At 64.0% G+C, this 23099-nt stretch carries 22 protein-coding genes; 3 read left to right on the top strand and 19 right to left on the bottom strand.

What is annotated here, in order from left to right:
- Nucleotides 1-55 precede the first annotated feature (55 nt).
- From NTD84_RS11015 to NTD84_RS11080, 14 genes are all read right to left on the bottom strand, one after another.
- Complete coding sequence (locus NTD84_RS11015) at nt 56-1258, bottom strand: helix-turn-helix transcriptional regulator (RefSeq protein ID WP_262165141.1); 1203 nt, start codon at nt 1256-1258, stop codon at nt 56-58.
- A 76-nt stretch (nt 1259-1334) separates the two neighbouring features.
- A complete protein-coding gene (locus NTD84_RS11020) occupies nt 1335-2540 on the bottom strand; it encodes an acetyl-CoA C-acyltransferase (RefSeq protein WP_262165142.1) in 1206 nt (401 codons plus the stop codon).
- Nucleotides 2541-2547: 7 nt separating this feature from the next.
- The gene (locus NTD84_RS11025; RefSeq protein ID WP_262165143.1) at nt 2548-3018 is read right to left on the bottom strand and encodes a MaoC family dehydratase; all 471 of its coding nucleotides are present in this window, start codon (nt 3016-3018) and stop codon (nt 2548-2550) included.
- 10 nt (nt 3019-3028) lie between these two features.
- Nucleotides 3029-3814 carry an SDR family oxidoreductase gene (locus NTD84_RS11030; protein WP_262165144.1) on the bottom strand — a complete coding sequence of 262 codons (786 nt, stop codon included), beginning with the start codon at nt 3812-3814 and terminating at the stop codon, nt 3029-3031.
- A gap of 280 nt (nt 3815-4094) precedes the next feature.
- Entirely contained in the window at nt 4095-4973 is an 879-nt protein-coding gene (locus NTD84_RS11035; RefSeq protein WP_262165145.1) for an SDR family oxidoreductase, read from the bottom strand.
- A 61-nt stretch (nt 4974-5034) separates the two neighbouring features.
- Entirely contained in the window at nt 5035-6186 is a 1152-nt protein-coding gene (locus tag NTD84_RS11040) for an acetyl-CoA C-acetyltransferase (RefSeq protein ID WP_262165147.1), read from the bottom strand.
- 3 nt (nt 6187-6189) lie between these two features.
- Nucleotides 6190-7248, bottom strand: coding sequence for an acyl-CoA dehydrogenase family protein (locus tag NTD84_RS11045; RefSeq protein ID WP_262165150.1), 1059 nt, complete (start codon nt 7246-7248; stop codon nt 6190-6192).
- 9 nt (nt 7249-7257) lie between these two features.
- Nucleotides 7258-8421, bottom strand: a complete 1164-nt coding sequence (locus tag NTD84_RS11050) for an acyl-CoA dehydrogenase family protein (protein WP_262165152.1) — start codon at nt 8419-8421, stop codon at nt 7258-7260.
- Nucleotides 8422-8430: 9 nt separating this feature from the next.
- A complete protein-coding gene (locus tag NTD84_RS11055) occupies nt 8431-9183 on the bottom strand; it encodes an enoyl-CoA hydratase family protein (RefSeq protein ID WP_262165155.1) in 753 nt (250 codons plus the stop codon).
- Nucleotides 9180-10292, bottom strand: a complete 1113-nt coding sequence (locus NTD84_RS11060; protein ID WP_262165157.1) for an NAD(P)H-dependent flavin oxidoreductase — start codon at nt 10290-10292, stop codon at nt 9180-9182. The genes NTD84_RS11055 and NTD84_RS11060 overlap by 4 nt, the downstream gene beginning before the upstream one ends.
- Nucleotides 10289-11197, bottom strand: coding sequence for an enoyl-CoA hydratase (locus NTD84_RS11065; protein WP_262165160.1), 909 nt, complete (start codon nt 11195-11197; stop codon nt 10289-10291). The genes NTD84_RS11060 and NTD84_RS11065 overlap by 4 nt, the downstream gene beginning before the upstream one ends.
- A 16-nt stretch (nt 11198-11213) precedes the next feature.
- The gene (locus tag NTD84_RS11070) at nt 11214-12011 is read right to left on the bottom strand and encodes a CoA-transferase subunit beta (protein WP_262165161.1); all 798 of its coding nucleotides are present in this window, start codon (nt 12009-12011) and stop codon (nt 11214-11216) included.
- Between the two features lie 12 nt (nt 12012-12023).
- Complete coding sequence (locus tag NTD84_RS11075; protein ID WP_262165203.1) at nt 12024-12899, bottom strand: CoA transferase subunit A; 876 nt, start codon at nt 12897-12899, stop codon at nt 12024-12026.
- 12 nt (nt 12900-12911) lie between these two features.
- A complete protein-coding gene (locus tag NTD84_RS11080; protein WP_262165162.1) occupies nt 12912-13802 on the bottom strand; it encodes a VOC family protein in 891 nt (296 codons plus the stop codon).
- A gap of 239 nt (nt 13803-14041) precedes the next feature.
- On the opposite strand from NTD84_RS11080, the gene NTD84_RS11085 reads away from it, so the two are divergent.
- A complete protein-coding gene (locus NTD84_RS11085) occupies nt 14042-15214 on the top strand; it encodes an acyl-CoA dehydrogenase family protein (protein WP_262165164.1) in 1173 nt (390 codons plus the stop codon).
- Nucleotides 15211-16401, top strand: a complete 1191-nt coding sequence (locus NTD84_RS11090; protein ID WP_262165167.1) for an acyl-CoA dehydrogenase family protein — start codon at nt 15211-15213, stop codon at nt 16399-16401. The genes NTD84_RS11085 and NTD84_RS11090 overlap by 4 nt, the downstream gene beginning before the upstream one ends.
- Nucleotides 16402-16750: 349 nt before the next feature.
- On the opposite strand, the gene NTD84_RS11095 is transcribed toward NTD84_RS11090, so the two are convergent.
- Genes NTD84_RS11095 through NTD84_RS11105 form a run of 3 tightly spaced genes read right to left on the bottom strand, consistent with a single transcriptional unit; the run spans nt 16751 to nt 18908 of the window.
- On the bottom strand, nt 16751-17386 hold the full coding sequence (locus NTD84_RS11095) for a nuclear transport factor 2 family protein (RefSeq protein WP_262165169.1): 636 nt from the start codon (nt 17384-17386) through the stop codon (nt 16751-16753).
- Complete coding sequence (locus NTD84_RS11100) at nt 17386-18159, bottom strand: SDR family NAD(P)-dependent oxidoreductase (RefSeq protein WP_262165170.1); 774 nt, start codon at nt 18157-18159, stop codon at nt 17386-17388. Before NTD84_RS11100 ends, NTD84_RS11095 begins: the two co-directional genes overlap by 1 nt.
- A 14-nt stretch (nt 18160-18173) precedes the next feature.
- Complete coding sequence (locus NTD84_RS11105) at nt 18174-18908, bottom strand: SDR family NAD(P)-dependent oxidoreductase (protein ID WP_262165172.1); 735 nt, start codon at nt 18906-18908, stop codon at nt 18174-18176.
- Nucleotides 18909-19167: 259 nt separating this feature from the next.
- Here NTD84_RS11105 and NTD84_RS11110 point away from each other — a divergent pair, with 259 nt between their 5' ends.
- A complete protein-coding gene (locus NTD84_RS11110) occupies nt 19168-20001 on the top strand; it encodes an alpha/beta fold hydrolase (protein ID WP_262165174.1) in 834 nt (277 codons plus the stop codon).
- A gap of 131 nt (nt 20002-20132) precedes the next feature.
- On the opposite strand, the gene NTD84_RS11115 is transcribed toward NTD84_RS11110, so the two are convergent.
- Both NTD84_RS11115 and NTD84_RS11120 read right to left on the bottom strand, forming a co-directional pair.
- Nucleotides 20133-21365 (bottom strand): NADH:flavin oxidoreductase, encoded by a 1233-nt coding sequence (locus tag NTD84_RS11115; RefSeq protein ID WP_262165176.1) that lies wholly within the window; start codon nt 21363-21365, stop codon nt 20133-20135.
- 73 nt (nt 21366-21438) lie between these two features.
- Nucleotides 21439-23085, bottom strand: a complete 1647-nt coding sequence (locus NTD84_RS11120; protein ID WP_262165178.1) for a DUF1302 domain-containing protein — start codon at nt 23083-23085, stop codon at nt 21439-21441.
- Between the last annotated feature and the right edge of the window lie 14 nt (nt 23086-23099).

The raw sequence follows: 23099 nt of genomic DNA on the forward strand, positions 1-23099 counted from the left end.
TCAGGATTCGACCAGCATCGTCCGCACGGACTAACGCATTTTCACGTCCGGCGCGTCATAGCGGCGACGCCGTCGGCTGCGGCGCGCCCAGCGCCACCACGCTGTTAAGCATGATCCGCACCAGCTCGGTCTGGCGCCGCACGCCGGTCTTGGAAAAGATCGAGCGCAAATGCGCCCGCGCCGTATTGCGCCGGATATTCAGGGTTTCCGAGGCTTCCTCCAGCGACAGACCGTTGGCCAGTTCCAGGGCCAGCGCGGTTTCCGCCGGGGTCAGGTTGTACAGCTGCGACGTCAGTACCGTGCTGACCAGCGACTTGCTGACCGCGTCGCGCACATACACCACCACCGTGGGTTTGCCCTTGCCTTCGAGCAGTTCCTGGGACGGGATCAGCTCCACCACCACGCCGAGACTGACCAAGCCCGAAGGGCGGGATATCGACGTGGCCTCAGCCACCTGCACACCCTTGGCGACGCCCTGCCTGGCGCGCTGGAAGGCGTTGCGCACCAAGCGCGCCAGCTCACGATTGTCGCTGGGGTAGGTCGCTTCCAGTCGACCGCCCACCACCTTGAGGCCGTCCTGGCTGTCGATAATCTCGCGGGCTACGGGATTGAGTTGCACCACGCTGCCGTTTTCATCGAGCACGATGGTTGCCACCGCCAGGCGGCTGATGGTCTGGGAATACAGGCTGCCCAGCGACTCGCTGCGGCCCAGCAGCGAATGCATGTGCAAGGCCCGGCGCAAATGCGGCAACAGCATGGCGCACATGGCCCGTTCGGCCTCGCTGAACCGGGGCTGGCCCTGAGGCCGATTGACCCGGAAGCGTACGGTGCCGCCATCCGGAATGCGGATATCGGCACCGAGCATGTGGTAGCAATCGTAAGGTTGGCAATACAACAGGTAAAACGCCGAACGGCTCCATTCGGCATCGCTCATCAGTTCATCGACCGTGAACACCGTGTCGGTGGGCAGGCTGTCGAACAGGGTGGATTTGGAGTAATAGGCAAAATGATTGATCCCGCCCTCCCCCAGCTCGATATCGCCCGCAACCACCATGGGCGACAGCAGCGGCTCGTCCTGGACCCGCAGGATCAACGTCACGAAGTTGGCCTTGAACAACGCCCGCAGCTTGCGCAACGCATCGCTCAAACTGCGGGTATTCATCGCCGAATCGTAAAGGTCGCCAATGAGCTGTTCGTACTCGGCTAACTCCAGGCCCATGTGTGCCAGGACCTGTGCATTGGGCAGACAACTTTGCATAACCATTCCCCAGCAGGAGGCCCGACCCGCGGGCCCCCATGGATTCAATCAAGAAAGCGCAGCCGGCCCGCTTGCTTCAGGGCAGTTCGAACAAGCCCGCGGCGCCCATCCCGCCACCAATGCACATGGCGATGACCACATAGCGCACACCACGGCGGCGCCCCTCGAGCAAGGCATGGCCCACCATCCGCGCACCGGACATGCCGAACGGGTGGCCGATGGCAATCGCGCCGCCATTGACGTTCAAGCGCTCCGCCGGTATCTCCAGCGCATCGCGGCAATGCAATACCTGGCTGGCGAAAGCCTCGTTGATCTCCCACAAACCGATGTCCGCCACGCTCAGGCCAAAACGCTTGAGCAACCTGGGGATGGCGATCACTGGGCCGATGCCCATCTCTTCCGGTGCGCAACCGCCGACGGCGATGCCTCGGTAGATACCCAGCGGCGTCAAGCCGCGGCGCCTGGCTTCGGCACGACTCATCAGCAGACTTGCCGCGGCCCCGTCGGAAAATTGCGAGGCGTTGCCGGCGGTGACGAACTCGCCCTGTTCAATCCATTTACCGTCCTTCCAGACCGGCTTCAATCCCGCCAGGTCTTCCAGGCGCGTCGTCGGCCGGTTGCACTCGTCACGCAGCACCTGCACGCGCTCATGACCATTGGGCTGACCGTCGGCGAATAGCAGCTTGTCCACACTCAGGCCAACAATTTCCTCATCGAAAAGGCCAGCCCGTTGCGCGGCGGCGGTGCGCAGCTGGCTTTGCAGCGAATATTCGTCTTGGGCCGCGCGGCTGATGCCATAGCGACGGGATACGATCTCGGCGGTTTCGATCATCGGGATGTAGGCGCTGGGCATCACTTGCAACACCGCTTCGGACTGGGCGCGGTAACTGTTCTTGTGTTTGGTCTGGGTCAGCGACAGGGACTCCACGCCACCGCCGATGGCGATGTTCATCTCGCCAGCCATGATGCTCTTGGCCGCCACGCCGATGCTCATCAGGCCCGAGGCGCACATCCGGTCCAGGGCCATGCCCGGCACGCTGTCCGGCAAGCCGCCGGTATAGGCGCAAAGCCTGCCGATGTTATAGGCCTGGGTGCCCTGCTGCACCGCCGCGCCCATGATCACGTCCTCGACATCGCCCGGCTCGATGCCGGCACGCTCGACCACCGCGCGAACCACATGGCCACCCAGCACCGGGGCCTCGGTATCGTTGAACGATCCACGAAACGATTTGGCCAGCGCGGTACGGGCAGTGGCGACGATTACAACTTCATTCAGGTCCATGAGGCACTCACTTGCAAAGGGGGTGGAAGGTGTAGCGGCTGATGGTGTCGATCACGCAACCGGGACGGGCCTGGCCCTCAACTTCCACGGTGATGCGCACCACCACTTGTACGGTGTCGCCCAGCGCTTCGGCGCGAATGATCAGGCCGCTGCCGCGCACCCGCGAGTCGACCCTGACCGGCGCCGGAAAGCGCACTCGGTCGCTGCCGTAGTTGACCCCCATCGCCATGTTTTCGAGGGTCATCAACTGCGGCATGAACAGATTGGCCAGCGACTGGGTCAGGTAGCCGTGGGCAACGCAGGCGCCGAACGGTCCGTTGGCGGCACGCACCGGGTCGACATGGATCCACTGGTGATCGCCGGTGGCCTCGGCGAACAGGTCGATGCGCTGCTGGCTGATGGTCAACCATTCGGTGTGCCCCAGGTCCAGGCCTTCGGCCGCGAGCAACGCCCGGGCACTGCTGAATACGTGGCTCATGTATCAATCCTCACGCTTGTTGCGAACTGACGGACAGCACTTCGCCGACCAGGTAGGAGGCATAGTCGCTGGCCAGGAACATCATCACGTTGGCCACCTCCCAGACTTCCGCGGCGCGACCGAACGCTTCGCGCCCGGCCAGGCTCGCCAGCAGTTGTTCACTGGAGGCCTTCTTGAGAAAGTCGTGCAGGGCAATCGATGGCGATACCGCGTTGATGCGCACGCCGAACTCGGCGGCTTCCAGCGCGCTGCAGCGGGTCAGCGCCATGACGCCGGCCTTGGCGGCGGCGTAATGGGCCTGCTCTTTCTGCGCCCGCCAACCGAGCACCGATGCGTTATTGACGATGGCCCCCGCGCCGCGCCGCTGCATGTGCGGCAACATCGCCCGGGTCATGCGGAAGGTGCCGGTCAGGGTCACGTCGAGAACCCGCAACCACTCTTCGTCGCTCATCTCCACCACGCGTTTCTGGCCACCCAGCCCCGCATTGTTGATCAGCACGTCGACCCCGCCCAGGGCGTCCTCGGCTGCAGCCACCAAGGCCTGGACTTCGTCTTCGACGGTGACATTGCACAGCTGGCCAAAAATCGCCTGCAGACCGGTTTCGGCTTTCAGGCGCTCGACCGCTTCCTCCAGCCGGCGCGGGTGGACGTCGGAAATCATCAATGCCCGACAACCCTCCTCGGCACTGCGCCGGGCCGCCGAATAACCGATACCGGCACCGGCGGCAGCGGTGATCAATACCGACTTGCCGGCCAACAGTTGGTGACCGGGCACATAAGGGGGGGCTTGTTTCACAGCGTCTACCTCCGAAGAAATCAATACGCTGCAGTTGTACGGAGGGGGCGATGCGGGCGCATCGTCAAAATGGGGTATGGACGCGTGGAGCAACACATGCACCGCGCTATCCGCTTCGCGGGCAAGCTGCAGGGGAACGCGCTCGCTTGACATCAGGTTGGCTGTCAGGCCGTCATCGCTGGCAGGCCAGCTCCCACAGTAGATCGGGTATGACTGCGGGAGATGGGTCGGCTGTAACGCCGCCATCGCTGGCAGGCCAGCTCCCACTGGGATCGGGGCCTTAGCTGCCCCAGACTCTTTGGGGCCTTGGGGCTTCGGCGAGGATGGCATCCACGGCCGCGCCGATTTCTTCGACTTTCCACAGCGCGCCCTTGTCGCGGGTGACGCCCGTGCGCCAGCCATCCCCCAGGGAGATGCGACCGCCCTGGCTTTCGAACACCTGACCGGTGACGTGGGCCGATTGCGTGCTGCCCAGCCACACCACCAGCGGCGCGACGTTTTCGGCGGCCCAGGCGTCGAAGCTGCCGTCCTCCGGCTTCTTGACCACCTCCGGCATGGCGCTTTCGGTCATCGAGGTACGGGCGGCCGGAGCCAGCGCGTTGGCGGTAACGCCGTAGCGGGCCAGTTCCGCCGCTTGCACCAGGGTCAGCGCAGCGATGCCGCCCTTGGCCGCTGAATAATTCGACTGCCCCACCGAGCCCTGCAGGCCGGCACCGGAGCTGGTGTTGATGATCCGCGCGTCGACCGGCTGGCCGGCCTTGGCCTGATCGCGCCAGCGGCGACCGAGGATGTTGGCCAGGCAGTAATGACCCTTGAGGTGCACACGCATGACCATGTCCCAGTCCTCCTCACTGAGGCTGATGAACATGCGATCGCGCAATACGCCGGCGTTATTGATCAGCACATGGACCTCGCCGAACGCCGCCAATGCCGCATCCACGATGCGTTGCGCGGTGGCCAGGGTGGTGATGTCGTCGCTGTTGGCGATGGCCTGGCCACCCTGGGCGCGGATCTCGTCTGCCACCGCTTCGGCGGCCTCGGCGCGGATATCGTTGACCAGCACCTTGGCGCCCTCGGCCGCGAACGCCAGGGCGTAGGCCCGACCAAGCCCGCCACCCGCCCCCGTGATAATCACCGTACGATCGGTACACGTAGCCATGTTTTACTCCTTGAAAAATGCGCAGGGCCGCACGCCCGAAGCGGCGGCCCGCCTGAAAAAACTACAGACGCTCGATGATCGTCACGTTGGCCTGGCCACCGCCTTCGCACATGGTTTGCAGGCCGTAGCGGCCACCGCTGCATTCCAGTTCGTTCAGCAGCGTGGTCATCAGTCGTGCCCCGGTGGCGCCCAATGGATGACCCAGGGCAATCGCGCCGCCGTTGACGTTGGTGCGCGCCGGGTCGTAATCCAGCTCCTTCGCCCAGGCCATGACCACCGAGGCGAAGGCCTCGTTGATCTCCACCCGGTCGATGTCAGCCATGCTCAGACCGCTTTTGGCCAGGGCCCGGCGGGTCGCGGCAATGGGTGCGGTGAGGTGCCAGATCGGATCGTCGCCGAGCACGGTCAGGTGATGAATCCGCGCCCGCGGGGTCAAGTCGTAACGCTTGAGCGCCGCTTCGGAGACCACCAGCAAGGCCGCGGAAGCGTCGCACGTCTGGCTGGACACGGCCGCGGTGATCGACGGGAACTGCGGGTCCACCGGTTGCAATTCGGCCATCTTCGCCAGGCTGCTCTGGCGCGGCGTTTCATCCACCGCCAACCCCTGGCAGGCAACGATTTCCCGGGCAAAGCGTCCGCTGGCGATGGCTGCCAACGCTCGCTCGTGGCTTTGCAGGGCAAAGGCTTCCATGTGCTCGCGACTGATCTGCCAATGATCGGCAATCCGTTGCGCAGCATAGAACTGGTTGACCGGCTGCTGCCCAAACCGCGCCCGCCAGCCGACGCTGCCGGAGAACGGATCGGCAAAGCCCAGCGGCTGACCGGCCAGCATCGCGGAAGCAATCGGGATTTGGGTCATGGTCTGCACCCCACCCACCGCGACCACGTCCTGGGTGCCACTCATCACCGCTTGCGCGGCGAAATGCAGCGCCTGTTGCGATGAACCGCACTGGCGATCCACCGTCGTGCCCGGCACCGTCAGCGGCAAACCGGCAGCCAGCCAACTGGTGCGGGCGATATCGCCGGCCTGGGAGCCGATGGTATCAACGCAACCGAATATCACGTCGTCGTAGTCCTCGGCGGGAATCACGTTGCGCCCCACCAGCGCCTTGAGCACATGGGCGCCCAGGTCGATGGCGTGGATCTCGCTCAATGACCCCTTGCGCTTGCCGGTAGGGCTGCGCAGTGCATCAACAATGTAAGCCTGTGTCATGACTCATTCCTCGAAAGTGTGTCCCGGCCCCAGGCGGGTGGCGTCGGCGAACAGGTAGTCGCTGACCCGGTCTTTATGAAAACCGCGGTCGCCCCAGGACGCATCAAGGGCCCAGGCGCGCTTCATGAACATCTGCAGGTCCACTTCCCAGGTGTATCCCATCGCACCGTGCACCTGGATGCCCTTGCGAGCCGCGATCCAGCTCGCCTCGTTGGCGGCCAGGCGCGCCTGCGAGACCTGCACGCCAGCGTTGGCATCACCGCGGGCCAAGGCATGGGCGGCGCGGTACAACACCGGTTTGGCCTGTTCGATGTAACGGGCCACATCGGCCAGGTGATGCTTGACCGCCTGGAAACTGCCGATCGGCTTGCCGAACTGTTTGCGCTGGGCCACGTAGTCCACCGACAGATCCAGCATGCGCTGCGCCAGCCCCAGCAATTGCCCGGCCACCGACAGTGCGCCACGGTCCAGCAGGCGATCGCGCAAGGTGCTGCCCAGCTCGCCGCTGGCCACACAAGTGGCCGGCGACGGAGTCCAGGTCACCCGGCCCAGGCGCCGCGAGGCATCGATGCTTGAATGATTGTCCACGGTCACCTGGGAACGCGGCACCACGTGGATGTCGTCGCCGTCGGTGAGGATCAGCACTTCAGCCAGCTGCGCGTCGCTGACCAGGGCATTGACCGGATGACCGATCGCCATGCGCAAGCTGCCGTCGGCAATTCGCGGCAACAGGTCGGCACGAACCGGGTGCTGCGCGGGCAGACCGGCGAGCAGGCCGCTGGCAACGTAGGCGGTGTCGGCCAATGAGTCGGGAATGGCGTAGTAACCCAGCTCTTGCGTCATCAGTGCCCAGGTCACATCGTCCATGCCCAGGCCTCCTTCGGCCTCGGGCACCGACAAGGCGGTCAGTCCCTGGCCGGCGATCTTGTTGCGCAGGTCACGGGAGCGCCCGACATCGGTTTCCCAGATTTCCCGGAGCATTTCCGGCGCGGCCTCGGTCATCAGGAAACGGCTGATGGCTTCGCGGAACGCCAACTGGTCGTCGTTAAAAGTGAAGTCCATGGCGGCTCCTTATTTCGGCAGGCCGAGCATCCGCTCGGCAATGATGTTGCGCTGGATTTCATTGGTGCCGGCATAGATCGGGCCGGACTGGGCGAACAGAAAGCCCTCCAGCCAGCCCGCTGCATCACTGGCGTCCGGGCCATTGGTCAGCAGCTCGCCGCGCGTACCGAGAATGCGCATGGCGGTTTCGTGCATCTTCAGGTCCAGCTCCGACCAGATGATTTTGTTGATGCTCGACTCGGCGCCGATCTGCTCGCCCTGACTCAAGCGGCCGACGGTGTGGTAGGCCGACAAGGCGTAGGCTTCGGCGCCCATCCAGGTCTCCAGCACGGCATCGCGCAAGCCCGGGTCGCGGTCGGCGCTGGCGCGGTGCGCCTTGTACAGTTCAACCAGTTTGCGTGCCGTGGCCTGGAAGCGTGCCGGTGAACGCAACAGCAGGCCGCGCTCGAAACCGGCGGTGGCCATTGCCACATGCCAGCCCTGTCCTTCCGCACCGATGCGGTTGGCCACCGGCACCCGCACGTCGTCGAAAAACACCTCGGCGAACGCGTCCTTGCCGTTGAGTGCCTTGATCGGGCGAATGCTCACCCCCGGCGTGTCCAGCGGCACCATGACGAACGACAGGCCGTGGTGACGGGTCGATCCCGGTTCACTGCGGAACAGGCCGAACAGCCAGTCGGCGTAGATCGCCCGGGTCGACCAGGTTTTCTGCCCATTGATCACATAATGGTCGCCGTCGAGCACGGCCTTGCTAGTGATCGCCGCCATGTCGGAGCCGGCGTTGGGCTCGGACCAGCCTTGCGCCCACATGTCCAGGCTGGCCGCCATGCGCGGCAGGAAGCGCTGCTTCTGCTCCGGCGTACCGAATTCCATCAGGGTCGGCCCCAGCAGCAACTGGCCGTTCTGGTTGACACGCATCGGTGCCCCGGCGCCGTAATATTCTTCTTCGAAAATCAGCCACTCGATCAGGTCGCAACCCCGACCGCCCAGTTCGGCCGGCCACATCACCATCGACCAGCGGCTTTCGAACAGCTTGGCCTCCCAGGCCCGATGCTGCTCGAAGCCTTCGCGGGTGTCGTAGCTGGCCAGCGGCTCGGCAGGCAGATTGGCCGCGAGCCAGGCGCGCACCTCGGCGCGAAAGGCGTTTTGCTTGGGGGTAAAAGTCAGGTCCATGGCGTTACCTCAGAACTTGGCGTCGCGTTTTTCGACGAAGGCCCGGCGCGTTTCGGCGGAATCGGGGCTGCTATAGGCCTGCAGGGTGAAGCCCTGCTCCCAGCGGTATTTGTCCTCCAGGTTGCCGTCTTCGATACCGTTCAAGGCTTCCTTGGCGAGGCGGATCATGGCGGGGCTCTTTTCGGCGATTTTCGCGGCGATGCCGAGGGCGGTTTCGCGCAGTTGTTCCTTGCTCACGATGCGCTCGATGAAGCCGTACTGAAGGGCCTCGCGGGCGCCGATGGTGTCGCCGGTGAAGAACAGGTAACGGACTTTTTGCACCGGGAACAGGCGCTGCAAATGCGCACCGCCGCCCATGGCACCACGGTCGACTTCCGGCAGGGCGAAGGTGGCGCATTCGGCGGCGAGGACGATGTCTGCGGCCCCGGTGATGCCGATGCCGCCACCCAGGACGAAACCATGGACCGCGACAATCACCGGCACCGGGTTGCGATGCACAGCCTTGAAGGTGGCGTAGTTGCCGGCGTTGACCGCGACGATTCGCTCCGGGTGCTTGTCCAGTTCCTTGATATCGACCCCGGCGCAGAAGCCCCGGCCTTCGGCGCGGATGACGATCACCCGCACGTCTGGGTCGGCCCCGAGGGCTTCGATCTCCCGCGCCAGTGCATGCCATTCATGGCTATCTAGGGCATTGACCGGGGGCTTGGCGATCACCAGCTCAGCGATCCCCTGATTGAGTTGTGTCGTAAATGCCTGGTTCACAGGGGTTCTCCAATACTGGCGGGATGGTTCGAGGGACTGGGCTGGCTGCGCGCCAGAAGCGCGTCCAGACAGTGCTGGGCCTCGCTGGCGATGCCTTCGATGACCTCACGGCAACTGAGCAGCTCGCCGATGGCCGCCGCGACCTGGCCGCTGGGCAAGATGCCCTCGTCCGGGGCGCCATCGACCATCGAGCGTTGCAACAGCACCGGTTGATTGGCGGCCATCACCACCTGCGACAGCGTCGAGGCGTCTTCACGCACGGCCCGGATGAAGACCGAGGCCATGTGCCCCAGGCTCATGCCGGTCTGCTGCTTCCACTGCCAGGCGCTACCCAGGGCAATGCGCAGGCGACCGAACGGACCCGCCTGTTCCAGATGATTGATGAAACGGTTTTCGATCATGCGGTGGCGCATGCCGTCCACTGCCGTGGTCACGCGCACCTGCTGCGGATCGTTGACTTTCAGGTAGCGTTCCAGGGTCGTGGACGGCGTCGGCGATTCGCGGGTCATGAGAAAGCGCGTGCCCATGGCGATACCGGCGCCACCGGCCGCCAGCACCGAGGCCAGGCCACGGCCGGTGGCATACCCCCCCGCCGCGATCACGGGCACCTTGACCGCCGCCAGTACTTGCGGCAACAGGATCGAACTGGGCACGCCGCCGGTGTGGCCACCGCCCTCGCCGCCCTGGACGGTAATCAGGTCGGCCCCCAGTTCCACCGCCTTGAGCGCATGTTTCAGCGCGCCCACGGTGGGAATGCACAGCACGTTGGCCGCCTTGAAACGGGCGATGGTGTGTTTGTCCGGACCGCGTCCGTAGCTCACGGCACGCAGGCGATACTGGATCGCCAGGTCGACGCACTGTGCGGCATTGTCCTGGAACATGTGGAAATTGAGGCCAAAGTTGCTGCCGCCGGTGACATCGATCACCTTGCGGATCTCGCCTTCCAGCTCATCGGCCGCGATGGTCGCTCCCGCCAGGAAGCCGAAGCCCCCGGCCTGGGTCGTGGCGATCACTAGGTTCGCATCGGCGACCCAGCCCATGGCGGTCTGGACAATCGGGTAACGGCAACCAAGGGCCTCAGTCAGCGGCGTATCGAGCCAGCGATTCATTGGCTTTTGTCCTCGGCCCGCTTGTTCGCTTGCGCCATGCCCCTGGCATCGAAACCGCCCAGTTTGTCCCCGGACAACAATTCGTTATGGGCATGGGCAAAGTGGTGCCAGGCGAACACGGCATCCATGGCCGTGCGTTTGCCTTGCAAGTCCTCGACGTGGTTGATCGCCTGTTTGGTCAGGGCCAGACCCATGCGCGGCTGACGGGCGATACCGGCCGCCAGGGCATAGGTGGCTTGTTCCAGTTCGGCGAACGGCACCAACCGATTGACCATGCCCACCTGCCAGGCGCGGGTGGCGCTCATACGGTCACCCGTGAAGAGAAACTCCTTGGCCAGACGCGGGTTCATTTCGTAGGGATGGGCAAAGTACTCCACCCCCGGAATGCCCATGCGCACCACCGGATCCTGGAAGAACGCGTCATCGCTGGCGACGATCAGGTCGCAGACCCAGGCCAGCATCAGCCCGCCCGCGATGCACGCACCGTGCACCATGGCGATGGTCGGCTTGGGCAACTCGCGCCAGCGTCGGCACATGCCCAGGTACACCTCCTGCTCGCGGGCATACAGCTGCTCGCCGCCGGGCTTGTTGGTGTGGTCCCACCACAGGTGCGCGCGCTCGAATGGCTTGTCGATATCGCGCCCCGGCGTACCGATGTCATGCCCCGCCGAGAAATGCTTGCCGTTGCCGCGCAGGACGATGACCTTGACGCTGTCGTCGTCCACGGCCTGGCGCAGGGCAGCATCGAGGGCGTAGGTCATCTGCGAGTTTTGCGCGTTGTTGAACGTCGGCCGGTTCAGCGTCAGCGTGGCGATACCCTCGGCCACGCTGTACAGCACCGGGGTGTCCGTCTCGTAGACGGCGTTGTCCTGGCGGACGATGAATTCACTGTCGCTGCTGTGCATGCTCGCTGTCCTTGCCTCAGGCCGTACGGATACCGGGCGGGTTGCCCTTGATCGCCGTGGCGCGGTAATCGTGTGGATCGAGCCGGCGGATCAGCGCCAACTGCTCACCGGTGGGGTGTGCCGTTTCGTGCAGCTGTGCGGACTTGAGCAACGGGAAGCCGGTGTTGTCCTGGACCTGCTCGAAGCTCACGCCGGGGTGCAGCGAGCGCACTTGCACCGCCCGTTCCGGACCATTGAAATCGAGCACGCACAGGTCGCTGACCACGCAATGGATGTCCATCAAGTCGCGGCGCGCGCCTTCAGGCCAGCGCTCGGCCTTGAAGCCGACACCGGAGACCATGTCCACTTCGCCGCTGACGAACACCCGGGTGTTATGGCTGGGCACAAAGAACGAGTTGAGGTGGTTGATGCTGTTGCCCGGCAGGCCGCGCACACCGAGGATCGCGGTCTTGGGCTTTTGATAGTCGCCGACGCAGGACAGGTTGGTCTGGCCCCAGCGGTCGATCTGGGTCGGCCCGATCATCGCGTGACGACGCCCGCCCCACACGCATTCGAAGACCCGTTCGAAGGACATATAGCCCGAGTAACGCGGCACGTAGTCACCGCGCGGGCCCAGGGGAATCGGTTCCTCGACCAGGAATGCCTCGCTGTCGGTCATCAGCAATTGCGGGCTATGGGTCAGTTTGGCCAGGCTCGCGCCCAGGCGCGGGATCACGCCCAGGCCGGAGGCAATCACCTCACCATTGCCGCGCCAGGCTTCGCTGGCGGCGACGATCATCAGTTCAGCGAGGGTGAAATCACAGGTTGCAGACATAGTCGCTAATCCTCAGAACACGGGAAGGGGCAAGGCGCCCATGGAATCGGCACCGCCGTTCTGTGCCTGATAGGCCTGCTCGCCACCGGCGATGTAGGTCTGCACATAGTCCTGCCAGCCGTTTTCCGCCTGACTGCTGGCGACATAAGCCTTGAGGTGCTTCATGTCCCAGCCATAGTCGGGCGCGCAGGTCGTCGGGTGGGCGCCGAGGGGCGCGTGCACCACGCCGCTCACCAGGTAACGTTCGAACGTGTTGAAGCGAGCCTGATCGGCGCTCAGTTCAAGACGCTCTTCAAGGCGTTCGCACGAGACAAAACACTGCTGGGCGGCGCGGGCGAACAGGTGATCGAAATACGGGTCAGGCCCGGTCACCAGGCAGTTGCCCAGGCGATCGGCAACGTTGACATGCAGGAACGCGACGTCGAGGTTGAGTGCCGGCATCGCCAACAGCACCTCGCCGTCGGCGTAAGGCGACTGAACAGTCTTCAGGTCCGGATTCAAGCGCGTGACGTCGGTGGCCAGGCCGCAACGGGTAGGCAGGAACGGCAGGCGCATGCCGGCGGCGCGCAGGCCCCACTGGAACATGCCTTCGTCCAGCTCCAGCAACTCCAGCTCGCCGGCCTCACGGGCCTTGCGGTAGTAAGGCTCCAGTGGAATGGCGTCGAGGGTGGCAAAGCCGAACACCAGTTTCCTGACCTTGCCGGCGGCACACAACATGCCCACTTCCGGGCCGCCGTAGGCGACCACTGTCAGGTCCTTGACCTCCGAGCGCAGGATCTCGCGCACGATCGCCATCGGCTTGCGCCGTGGGCCCCAACCACCGAAACCGATGGTCATGCCATCGCGCAATTGAGCGACCGCATCGGCCGCTGTCAGTTGTTTGTTCATCATGACAATTCCTTACTGTTGGCCGACCGAAAAGTCGTGCCCCCAAATACTCACGCGGGTGAACTCGAACGCCGAATGTTCGGCCCAGTCGACTTGCAATCCGCCAAAGCCGTACTCCAGATCGAAGCCCGACGGTGTCTTCATGTAGAAGCTGGTCATGCGGTCGTTCAGGTGCTGGCCGAGGGTGGCCGAGAGGCGCACTTCATGGGCGCGCAGACGGTCGTGGGCACGACCGACTTCGGTCATCGAATCAACCTCGACCATCACGTGCACGCAACCTGACGGCACCGGGTATTCGGCCAGCGCCAAACTGTGGTGGCGGGCGTTCTGGCAATGCAGGAAGTGAATGCGGATCGGCGGCGCGGAAGGGTCGTGGCGGAAGTTGAAAATGTCCGACAGTTCAAAGCCCAGTACGTCCTTGGCGAAGGCCAGCGTCGCGTCGAAATTCGGTGCCGGCAGCACCGTGTGGCCCAGGCCCATGTCGCCCGTGATAAAACGCGGCACGCCTTGAGGGGAGACGAACGGCTGGCAATCGGAGCGATGTCCCCAGCTCAGTTCATGGCAGTTGCCCGACGGGTCGATGACCTTGACCAGCGCCTGCACGCCGCGCTGCTCGATCTCGGCAGCGGAGCCCGGTTGCCATTCGATGCAGGCATCGGTCAGGTGCTTGAGTGCGGCCTTGAACGCCAACTCGTTGCTCAACTCCCAACCGGAGGCCAGGTAACGCGCCTCGCTGCCTTCGACAATCAGCATGCGAAAGGGACGCTCGTCCATCTTCACGTACAAACCACCACCCGGCGCAGGATGCACTTGCATGCCCAGCACGTCTTCGGCGTAACGCTGCCACTGGCTGAGGTTTTCGATCTGCGAGACGAAATAGCTCAAACCGCGAATGTCGATCATGCCTTGGTCCTCGTTGGCTGAATGGCTTCGTGGCGAACATTGTGCAAAGCGCCGCCCGCCGCTTCATCGTCCGTTGAGACTAAGCACCGCATGCGCCTCTTATTCGCGGGCAAGCCTGGCGCCTGGGGGAGTCGGTCGGTGATGGGGTGGGCGCAGGGTGTTCTAGTCCGTTTTAGTGATTCGACCCCGCCCCCAACGCCGCAGACTGGCGCATCCATCCGCTTTGCAGAGACAGCCCCATGGAGTTCGCTTTTACCGAAGAACACCTGATGATCCGCGACAGTGCCGAGCGCTTCCTTGCCCAGGCCAGCGATTCGCCTGCGGTACGCGCCGCCATGAGTCGCGCGGATGCGCATGATCCCGAGGTCTGGCGACAGATCGGCCAGGAACTGTACTGGCCGGCGCTGATGGTGCCCGAACGTTTTGGCGGCATGGGTTTGGGGTTTGTCGAACTGGCTATCCTGCTCGAACAAAGTGGTCGCTTTCTACTGGGTTCGCCGCTGTTCGCCACTGCGTGCCTGGCGAGCCCGGCGCTGTTGCTGGGGCACAACGAAGCCGTGCAGACGCAGTGGCTGGGGGCGATTGCCGCCGGTGAAACCCGCGCCACCCTGGCGTTCGCCAGCACTGCGGGACTGGAAGCTTGCCGTGTGGAAACCGTGGCCGAACCGGACCCCGAGGGCTGGATCCTGGAGGGTCAGTACGCGCAGGTGATTGACGGCGCCTCGGCCGACCTTTTGATCGTCGCCGCCCGCGCCCCCGGAACCCGCGACGAACAGGGCATCAGCCTGTTCGCCTTGCCAGGCGATACGCCGGGGGTGACCCGCACGGCCCTGGCCACCCTCGACCAGACCCGGCGCCTGGCGCGCATCGAGCTGCGTCAAGTGCGGGTCAGCGCGGCGCACCAACTGTGCGGCCCCGAGCAAGGCTGGGCCGTGCTGCGCGACACGCTGCTGATCGCCGCCATCGGGCTCGCCGCCGAACAGACAGGCGGCGCGCAACAGACGTTGGACCTGACCCTGGCGTACATCGCCGAACGCCGGCAATTCAAACGCACCATTGCCAGTTTCCAGGCGATAAAGCACCGCTGCGCCGACATGATGCTGCAAGTCGAATGCGCCAGGTCAGCTGCCTACTACGCCGCTTGCGTGGCCCAGGAACGCCTCGACCCGCAAGGCGATGCCGCCGTGGCCATCGAGCTCGAGCAGGCCGCCGCCACCGCGAAAATCCATGCCAGCGAAGCGTTTTTCCACTGTGCCGCCGAGTCGATCCAGCTGCATGGCGGAGTGGGCTTCACGTGGGAATACGATCCGCACCTGTACTTCAAGCGTGCTCGCGCCGGCGAGCAGCTGTTCGGCAGCCCGGCGCTGCACCGCGAGCGACTGGCCGCGCATTTACTGGGAGAGCAAGCATGAAAATCGGATTCAGTCGTGCAGATGAAGCCTTTCGCGAAGAAGTCGCCCAGTGGATGGCCGAGCACCTGAGCGGGGACTTCGCGCCCCTGCGCTTTCGTGGCGGCCCGGGCGACGAACACAGCTTTACGCAGGAGCGTAAGGCCTGGGAGCGCGAGTTGGCGGCAGGCGCCTGGATTGGCGTGGGCTGGGCCAGGGAACAGGGCGGACGCGGCCTGTCTATCAGTCAGCAGGTAATCTTTCATGAGGAATACGCGCGCGCCGGTGGTCCCGGACGCATGGGCCACATCGGCGAAGGCCTGGTCGGTCCCACACTCGCCGCCTTCGGCACCCCGGCCCAACAACAACGCCTGTTGCCCGGCATTCTCAGCGGCAGTGAGTTCTGGTGCCAGGGTTACTCGGAACCGGGGGCCGGCTCGGACCTGGCCAACGTGCAGACCCGGGCACGGCTGGATGCCTCGGGCGAGCACTGGCTGATCAGCGGACAGAAGGTCTGGACTTCGCTGGCCCATGAAGCCGATTGGTGTTTCGTGCTGGCGCGCACCGAACCCGGCAGTCAGGGCCATCAGGGCTTGTCGTTCCTGCTGGTGCCGATGGCCCAGCCTGCCATTCGCGTGCACCCGATCCAGCAATTGACCGGCACCAGTGAGTTCAATGAGGTGTTCTTCGACCAGGCGATCACACGCGCCGACAACCTGATCGGCCAGCCCGGCGATGGCTGGAAAATCGCCATGGCCCTGTTGGGTTTCGAACGCGGGGTGTCCACGCTGGGGCAGCAGATGCAGTTCCACAACGAACTCGACGACATCATTCGCATTGCCCGCGCCAATGGTGCCGCACGCGACCCGCTGCTGCGCCAGCGCATCGCCCAGGCGTGGGCCGGCCTCAAGGTGTTGCGCTACAACTCCTTGCGCATGCTCTCGGGTCCGCAAGATGGCAACCTCGGCCGCGAGGCCATGATCTACAAACTGGCCTGGTCCAACTGGCATCGCGACCTGGGCAAACTGGCCATGGATGTGCTGGGCGATGCAGGAGAAATCCTCGACGCCGCGCCCTATCAACTCAGCCGCCTGCAGTCGCTGTTCCTGTTCACCCGCGCCGACACCCTCTACGGCGGCAGCAACGAGATTCAACGCAACGTCATTGCCGAGCGGGCGCTGGGCATGCCGCGAGAGCCGCGGGCGGTTTGAATGCTCCACCCCCCATCCACTGAAGGAGCCAGCTTGCTGGCGATGGCGGTGGGTCAGCCAACATTAATGCTGAATCTGACGGCCCCATCGCTGGCAGGCCAGCTCCCACAGGGGATGGCAGTGGCCGCAGATTTCAGGCTCGACGCCAATCCACTGTAGGAGCCAGCTTGCTGACGATGGCGGTGGGTCAGGCAATGAAGATGCTGGATGTGCCGGCCCCATCGCTGGCAGGCCAGCTCCCACAGGGATCTCTGGTGAGCTCGGGATTCCGGGTTGCTCGCCAATCTGGAATCCCGACTCGGGATGCGCTGCACCTGAGGCGGCCATCCTGCGTCGGCCGCCTCAGTCTTCAGCGTACGCGGATTTTCGGGGCCTGCGATCCGCGGCGCAGGGATTCGAGGAAGCCCTCCAGCGGCGCCGGTTCGGCGATTTGGGGTAGCGCGTCCTTGTCCGGGCGTTGTGCCCAGAACGCATCCCAGGATGGAAACAGCTCGTGGAACGTGCCCGCGTACGGTTCGCGCCCCGGCCAGCGCATTTTCAGCCCGCCAATCGGTGGTTTGTTCAGGTCGGTCGCGTACCAGTAGCACGGCAGGCGGCGGCGGAAGCACCAGCGTCCGTCGATTCGCTCGTAGTCGTCCCAATACAGCATCTGCATGATCACCCACTCCGGGCCCGTCTCATGCTCGTTCTTCGAATAGACCACGCCGGTGGCGTGGTCGGCATCGCTGAACTCGATGATGTGTTGACCCAGGTGATGTGACGTGCCGTGAAACTGCTTGCGCATGGTTTCGTCGAGCCACGCCTTGAGGTGCGCGCGACCGCTCTTTTCGCGCCCCACGCGCACGTCTGGGGCGAAGCAGTTGGCCATGGCATCCATGTCGCGCATGTCCAGTGCCAGGGCGTATTTGCCGGCCAGCTGGCGGATCGCGTCCAGCGATTCCAGCCGGTCGATGCGGGCCAGTAATGCGTGCGTGTCCTGGCTCATCAATCGAGCACCGTGTACAGGTCCGAGCCACGCCCGCCATCCACTGCCAGGCTGGCACCGGTGACATACGACGCTTCGTCGCTGGCCAGGAACAGGATGGCATTGGCCAGCTCCACCGGCAGGCCGACCCGTTTCATCGGGATCACTTTTTCGGTATTGGTGCGGGTCTTGGCGTCGCCCAGCATGCCGGCCGTCGCCGGAGTGTCGACCACGCCCGGGATGATCACGTTGCAGCGGATGTTGTGCGGTGCGCCTTCGCTGGCCGCCGCCCGGCTGAAGTTGATGACCGCGGCCTTGGCCGCCGAGTAACCGGCCATCCACGCGGTGCCGAACAGGCCGCAGATGGACGCGATGTTGACGATCGAACCACCGCCCTGCGCCTTCATCAACTGCATCGCGGTGCGGGTGCCCCAGAAGGTGCCGTCCACGGTGGTGGCGAAGTTGGCGTGCCAGTCCGCGGTGCTCATCGCATCGATGCCGCCCCAGGTATAGGCCATCGCGTTATTGACCAGAATATCCAGGCGTCCGTGACGTTGCGCGGTGGCGTGCAGTGCGTCGACATAAGCCTGCTCATCGCTGACATCGGCGACGGCGATGTCAGCCTGCCCGCCCAGGGCGCGAATTTTCTCCTGCACGCCTTGCAGTGGTTCGATGCGGCGCCCGCACAGCACCACGGTCGCGCCCTCTTCCGCGAAGCGGAGGGCGGTGGCCTCACCAATGCCGGAACCGGCGCCAGTGACGAAGGCGATTTTCCCTTGTAGACGTTTGCTCATGGGTGACTCCCTGATCAGATAAAGGCCATGCCGCCGTTGACGGCGATGTTTTGCCCGGTCATGAAACTGGCATCTTCGCTGGCCAGGAACACCGCCACTTTGGCGATCTCGTCGGTCTCGCACATACGCCCCAGGGGCACGTTCTTCAGCAGCGCTTGCATGTATTCGTCAGGGATGCCGGCCATCATCGGCGTGTTGGTCGGCCCGGGGACCAGGGTATTCACGCGTATGCCGCTGGCCGCCAGTTCACGGGCGATCGAACGCGTCAGGCCCATCACGCCGGCTTTCGAGGCGCAGTAGTGGCTCGGGCCATCGCCGGTCAGCGCGGCGGTGCTGGAGAGGTTGATGATCGCGCCCTGGCGGCCGCCCTTGATCATCAACCTGGCGCCCTCGCGGCAGCAGAGGAAGGTGCCACCCAAGTTGACGCCGATCACCCGCGCCCAGCTCTCGTCTGGGGTTTCGAGGAAGCTGTCCAGCGCGCCCACGCCAGCGTTGTTGACCAGGATGTCGAGGCCGCCGAAGTGCTGTTCGGCCTGGCCCATGGCATCGGCCACGGAAGCGCCGTCGCCGACATTGCAGGCCAGGGCCAGCACCGAGTCACCCAGGTCTGCCAGGGTTTCGGCGAGGGTGGCCTGGTTCAGGTCGACAGCGACCACCTTGGCGCCTTCGGCGACAAAACCGCGCACGATGGCCTGGCCCATGCCCTGCGCGGCACCGGTCACAAAGGCCACTTTATCGAGTAACTTCATAGCGTTCTCCTAATGTGCAAATACGCTGCAGCTCGCTGCCCTTGCAGGGAACCGTCCCCTGAATGATTAGCGGCCTGTGCCTTGGGCCACATCGTCCGATGGGACTAGCGGCGCGTGGTCTGAACGGACGATGCCGTCATCGCGGCGCAGGCCCAGCATCTGCAGGGTGCGCACCGCGCCGGGCTGAGCACTCCCCTTCAACGTGCCGCTGGGCCTGGCGCGGCTGTGCTTCACGCATCCGCAGACACTGGAGAACCCCATGAACCAACCCGTAGACCTGCCCCTGCCCGTGGGCCATTACGCGACCTTGCCCAACGGCCTGCGTCTGCATTATCTGGATGAGGGCGCCGGCCCCGTGGTGCTGTGGTTGCACGGCAGCGGGCCGGGCGCCAGCGGCTTCAGCAATTTCAAGGGCAATTACCCGCAACTGGTCGCCGCGGGCTATCGCAACATCGTGCTCGACCTTCCCGGTTTCGGCCGCTCGGACAAACCGGAAGATATCCAGTACAACCTGGATTTCTTCGTCGACAGTGTGGCGGCGTTCCTCGAAGCCGTCGGTTTGCGGCGCTGCACCCTGCTGGGTAACTCGCTGGGCGGCGCGATCGCCCTGGGCCTGGCCCTGCGCCTGCCGCAACTGCCCCAAAGCCTGATTCTGCTGGCACCGGGCGGTGTCGAAGAACGGGAAACCTACTTCAAGATGGAAGGCATCGTGCGCATGGTCAGCCTGTTCAGCGCCGGCCCTATCGGCATGAACGAAATGCGCAGCATGATGCGCTTGCAGTTGTTCGATGATTCGATCCTGCCGGAGAGTCTGTTGCAGGAACGCGTCGCGGTGGCCGTGACTCAGCCTAAGAACCTGTTCAGCACGATGATGGTGCCGAACATGGAGGCGCGTCTTGGCGAGATCCAGTGCCCGATCCTCGGTTTCTGGGGCAACAACGATCACTTCAATCCGGTCAGCGGCGCGCAGCGCATTATCGATGGTGCGCCGAATGCCCGTTTCATCGTGCTCAACCGCTGTGGGCATTGGGTCCAGGTGGAACATCGCGAGCTGTTCAACCGCACCTGCATCGACTTTCTGCAGAACGGTTGATCGCAAAAACGGCCCCCCTTGCAGGAGCGAGCTTGCTCGCGAAGGACTCACGAACGACGCGTTCATCCGGCAAACACGCGTTATCGTTCACGACCTTCGCGAGCAAGCTCGCTCCTGCAGAAAGACCGGGGTTAGCGACTTGCCGCTTTCTGGCTGTTCAACACGGCGTCGCCAGGCTGGCCCAGCACGCACGAGGTTCCACCGGGGGTGTACATCATCGCTACACAACGGTTGCAGGCGGTGCAGATCGAGTCGCGACTGGCGCCACTGGCGAGCTTGTTGACGTAGTCCTGTTCGGCCAGCAACACCCGGCCCATGGCAACCAGATCAAAGCCCTCGGCCATGATCTGCTCGATACTGGCCAGGCTTTTGGCGCCGCCCAGGTAAGCCAACGGCATGTTCACCGCCGCTCGCACCTTGCGCGCATGTTCCAGCAAATACAGCTCACGAAACTCAACGGTAGGCTCTTTGCGGCGCTGAATGGCCATCGCGAAGGCAATCAACTTGTTTTTCTGCTGCACGCGGTTTTCCTTGGGGAAGGAAGAACCAAACATGGTGGTGATCGATTCCGCGTTCATCCCGGCGCTGAGCACCAGCAGATGCGCGCCCTCCTCCTCCAGCATGCGTGCAATCCTGGCGCCGTCTTCGGCGCTGTTACCGGCGCGCACGCCTTCGGTGACGCTGTATTTGCAGATCACTGCCATCTCATGGCCGACCGTATCCAGCACCGCGCGCAGCACCCGGCGCGGAAAGCGCAGGCGGTTTTCAAGGCTGCCGCCGTACTGGTCGCGGCGCTTGTTGTACATCGGCGAAATGAACTGGCTGAGCAGGTAACCGTGGCCCATGTGGATTTCCACCGCATCGAAACCCGCCTGGCGTGCCAGTCGTGCGCCTTGTGCAAAGTCGCGCACCACTTGCTGCATGTCGGCTTCGTTCATCGCTTGCTTGAGGAACATGCCGCTCATCAAGCCGATCTTGTTGAAGCCGCCGCTGGCCGACAACGGGCGCTTGGTCGAGCGTTCACGAATGAAGGTAAAACAGCCGCCGTGGGTAATTTGCGCGCTGGCCAGGCCACCCGCCTGGTGCACCTCGTCAGTCAGGGCCTTGAAATGTGGCACGCTGGAGGGCGTGAGGGTCAATTGATTGGGCAAGGTACGGCCATCGCTGCTCACCGCGCAGTACGCCACGGTGGTCAGGGCAATCCCGCCTGCGGCCAGGGCCGAATGCAGCTTGACCAGTTGTTTGGAAGGCACGCCCCCGGCGCTCATGCCCTCGTTGGTGGCGGCTTTGATAAACCGGTTTTTCAGGGTCAGTGGGCCGATCGCGATGGGGCTGAACGGTGATGGGGTCGGACGAAGGATCATGACAGGCCTCGCTTTATTGTTATCAGGCTACAAATGAAGGCTGCGTCGCCGGATCGTGACGCAGCCCTGATCTTCAGAAGGTGTACTTGGCGTTTAGCGACAGGTAATCGCGGTCAGCCAGCAAGCGTCCCTGGGCGACATCCGGCGAACTCAGGTAGGCGACATAGGTCATGCCGATCTGGAAGTTGCCCAGGTACTTGAAATCGCCCCCCACGGTCAGGCGTTTCTCGTCACGGCCCAATCCTTGATAGGCGCTGCCATCGACGTTCTGCGTCCACACCACCTTGGTGCTCAGGTCCAGGCCGTTGGCGATGGACGGGTAGTCCATGTAGGCCCCCAGCCCCAGCAAGGTCGAGCCGCGGGTCTGGGTTTTCGACTCGAATTCGTCGAAGGTGCCGTCCACGCCCGGCCCGCCGCCGGTAACAGTCAAGCTGTCCACCCCGGCAATGTGTTGATGCACAACTTCGCCCATGAAGGTGGTCTGTTGCGCCAGGAAGCTGGGGCCCAGGATGTACGAAGCGTTGAGGTTGCCTTGCCAGATTTGCCCGGTGGTGGGTGCGCCATTGTTCAAGTACACCGAAGCGCCGTCGCGGTAGCTCAGGTCGCCGGCGTATTGCACCGAGTCGCCGACCTTGGAGCTGAAACTGACGCCGGTCAGCTCGACGTCCTCGAAGTAGCCCATGCGATAGGTCATCGCATTGCCTTTGTGGCCGATGCTCTTGAGCGAGGAATACTGGGTGTTGCCGGTGAAGTCGAAGAACAACGAGCCGACACGCTCGTTGTAGCGGTAATGGAACAGCCCGACCTCGGTGTTCTCGGTGATCCGATAGCGCACCCCCACGCCCCATTGACCGCTGTCGCTGGCCTCTTTCTCACCGGCGTAGCTGACGGCGCCACCGTTGGGCAGGCTGTCGATCACGCCGCTGCCCAGGCGAAAGAATTCGGCGCCGGGACCAAAGGTGTCACTGCCGAAATAATCGCCCACCGGGTTGAGCTGGGTCTTTTCCCACTCGTATTGGTAGTAGCCAACCAGCGCCAATCGATCATTGAGCGACCACGAACCGGACACCTGGCCCACTGGCAGGTAGGAGTCCTTCGCCTCTGTACCGGGGACGTTGAACTTGGTGGAATCCACCGGGGCCTGACCCTGGCTGATGTTGGGCCAGAACAGACTCTCGCCCCAGGCCACCAGATGCCGCCCGGCCTTGATCGACAGGTATTGGGTCTCGCCCACATCGAAGTTGCCGTACACATAGGCATCGAGCAGGCGCGCGGTGCTGCCGCTCAGTTGGCGGGTTTTGTCGCTGAAGCCGTCGTTGTGCCCGAGCTTGTTCACGGTGTCCGGCGAATCGTTGGCATTGCGCTGGTTGTAGACGTCGTCATAGAAGTCGCTGCCGCGCAGCACCGCACCGAGGTTGTCGTGTTTGAGCTGCAACTCGCCGAACAGGCTCAAGCGATTGTTGATCAACGAACCGCGCTTGAAGTTGCGCGTGCCGTCGTCGTTGTTCGGATCGTTCAGGTATTGACTGGCCTGTTTGGCGGTACGCATGGACGCGGTGTAATTGACCGTTAGCGACGAATCCAGGGTGGTGTTTTCCCCCAGCTGGATCGTCGGCGCCGCACCGGCCGTGGCACTCGCGACGGTAATGGCCGTGGCCAGCAGGCACCGTCCACTGATCTGCTTCCCCGGATAACGTGCAACCGTGTTTCGCGTAACCATGCTCCTCTCCTTTT

Source organism: Pseudomonas sp. 14P_8.1_Bac3 (assembly GCF_025466085.1).
Classification (GTDB): domain Bacteria; phylum Pseudomonadota; class Gammaproteobacteria; order Pseudomonadales; family Pseudomonadaceae; genus Aquipseudomonas.

What these genes read in the sequence shown, in the direction of transcription:
- NTD84_RS11085 (WP_262165164.1), top strand. Translation starts at nt 14,042, where the DNA reads ATGGAGTTCGCTTTTACCGAAGAACACCTGATGATCCGCGACAGTGCC.
- NTD84_RS11110 (WP_262165174.1), top strand. Translation starts at nt 19,168, where the DNA reads ATGAACCAACCCGTAGACCTGCCCCTGCCCGTGGGCCATTACGCGACC.
- NTD84_RS11070 (WP_262165161.1), bottom strand. Translation starts at nt 12,011, where the DNA reads ATGTCTGCAACCTGTGATTTCACCCTCGCTGAACTGATGATCGTCGCC.
- NTD84_RS11095 (WP_262165169.1), bottom strand. Translation starts at nt 17,386, where the DNA reads ATGAGCCAGGACACGCACGCATTACTGGCCCGCATCGACCGGCTGGAA.
- NTD84_RS11065 (WP_262165160.1), bottom strand. Translation starts at nt 11,197, where the DNA reads ATGCACAGCAGCGACAGTGAATTCATCGTCCGCCAGGACAACGCCGTC.
- NTD84_RS11100 (WP_262165170.1), bottom strand. Translation starts at nt 18,159, where the DNA reads ATGAGCAAACGTCTACAAGGGAAAATCGCCTTCGTCACTGGCGCCGGT.
- NTD84_RS11020 (WP_262165142.1), bottom strand. Translation starts at nt 2,540, where the DNA reads ATGGACCTGAATGAAGTTGTAATCGTCGCCACTGCCCGTACCGCGCTG.
- NTD84_RS11045 (WP_262165150.1), bottom strand. Translation starts at nt 7,248, where the DNA reads ATGGACTTCACTTTTAACGACGACCAGTTGGCGTTCCGCGAAGCCATC.
- NTD84_RS11090 (WP_262165167.1), top strand. Translation starts at nt 15,211, where the DNA reads ATGAAAATCGGATTCAGTCGTGCAGATGAAGCCTTTCGCGAAGAAGTC.
- NTD84_RS11115 (WP_262165176.1), bottom strand. Translation starts at nt 21,365, where the DNA reads ATGATCCTTCGTCCGACCCCATCACCGTTCAGCCCCATCGCGATCGGC.
- NTD84_RS11120 (WP_262165178.1), bottom strand. Translation starts at nt 23,085, where the DNA reads ATGGTTACGCGAAACACGGTTGCACGTTATCCGGGGAAGCAGATCAGT.
- NTD84_RS11105 (WP_262165172.1), bottom strand. Translation starts at nt 18,908, where the DNA reads ATGAAGTTACTCGATAAAGTGGCCTTTGTGACCGGTGCCGCGCAGGGC.
- NTD84_RS11040 (WP_262165147.1), bottom strand. Translation starts at nt 6,186, where the DNA reads ATGACACAGGCTTACATTGTTGATGCACTGCGCAGCCCTACCGGCAAG.
- NTD84_RS11015 (WP_262165141.1), bottom strand. Translation starts at nt 1,258, where the DNA reads ATGCAAAGTTGTCTGCCCAATGCACAGGTCCTGGCACACATGGGCCTG.
- NTD84_RS11035 (WP_262165145.1), bottom strand. Translation starts at nt 4,973, where the DNA reads ATGGCTACGTGTACCGATCGTACGGTGATTATCACGGGGGCGGGTGGC.
- NTD84_RS11075 (WP_262165203.1), bottom strand. Translation starts at nt 12,899, where the DNA reads ATGAACAAACAACTGACAGCGGCCGATGCGGTCGCTCAATTGCGCGAT.
- NTD84_RS11080 (WP_262165162.1), bottom strand. Translation starts at nt 13,802, where the DNA reads ATGATCGACATTCGCGGTTTGAGCTATTTCGTCTCGCAGATCGAAAAC.
- NTD84_RS11025 (WP_262165143.1), bottom strand. Translation starts at nt 3,018, where the DNA reads ATGAGCCACGTATTCAGCAGTGCCCGGGCGTTGCTCGCGGCCGAAGGC.
- NTD84_RS11050 (WP_262165152.1), bottom strand. Translation starts at nt 8,421, where the DNA reads ATGGACCTGACTTTTACCCCCAAGCAAAACGCCTTTCGCGCCGAGGTG.
- NTD84_RS11060 (WP_262165157.1), bottom strand. Translation starts at nt 10,292, where the DNA reads ATGAATCGCTGGCTCGATACGCCGCTGACTGAGGCCCTTGGTTGCCGT.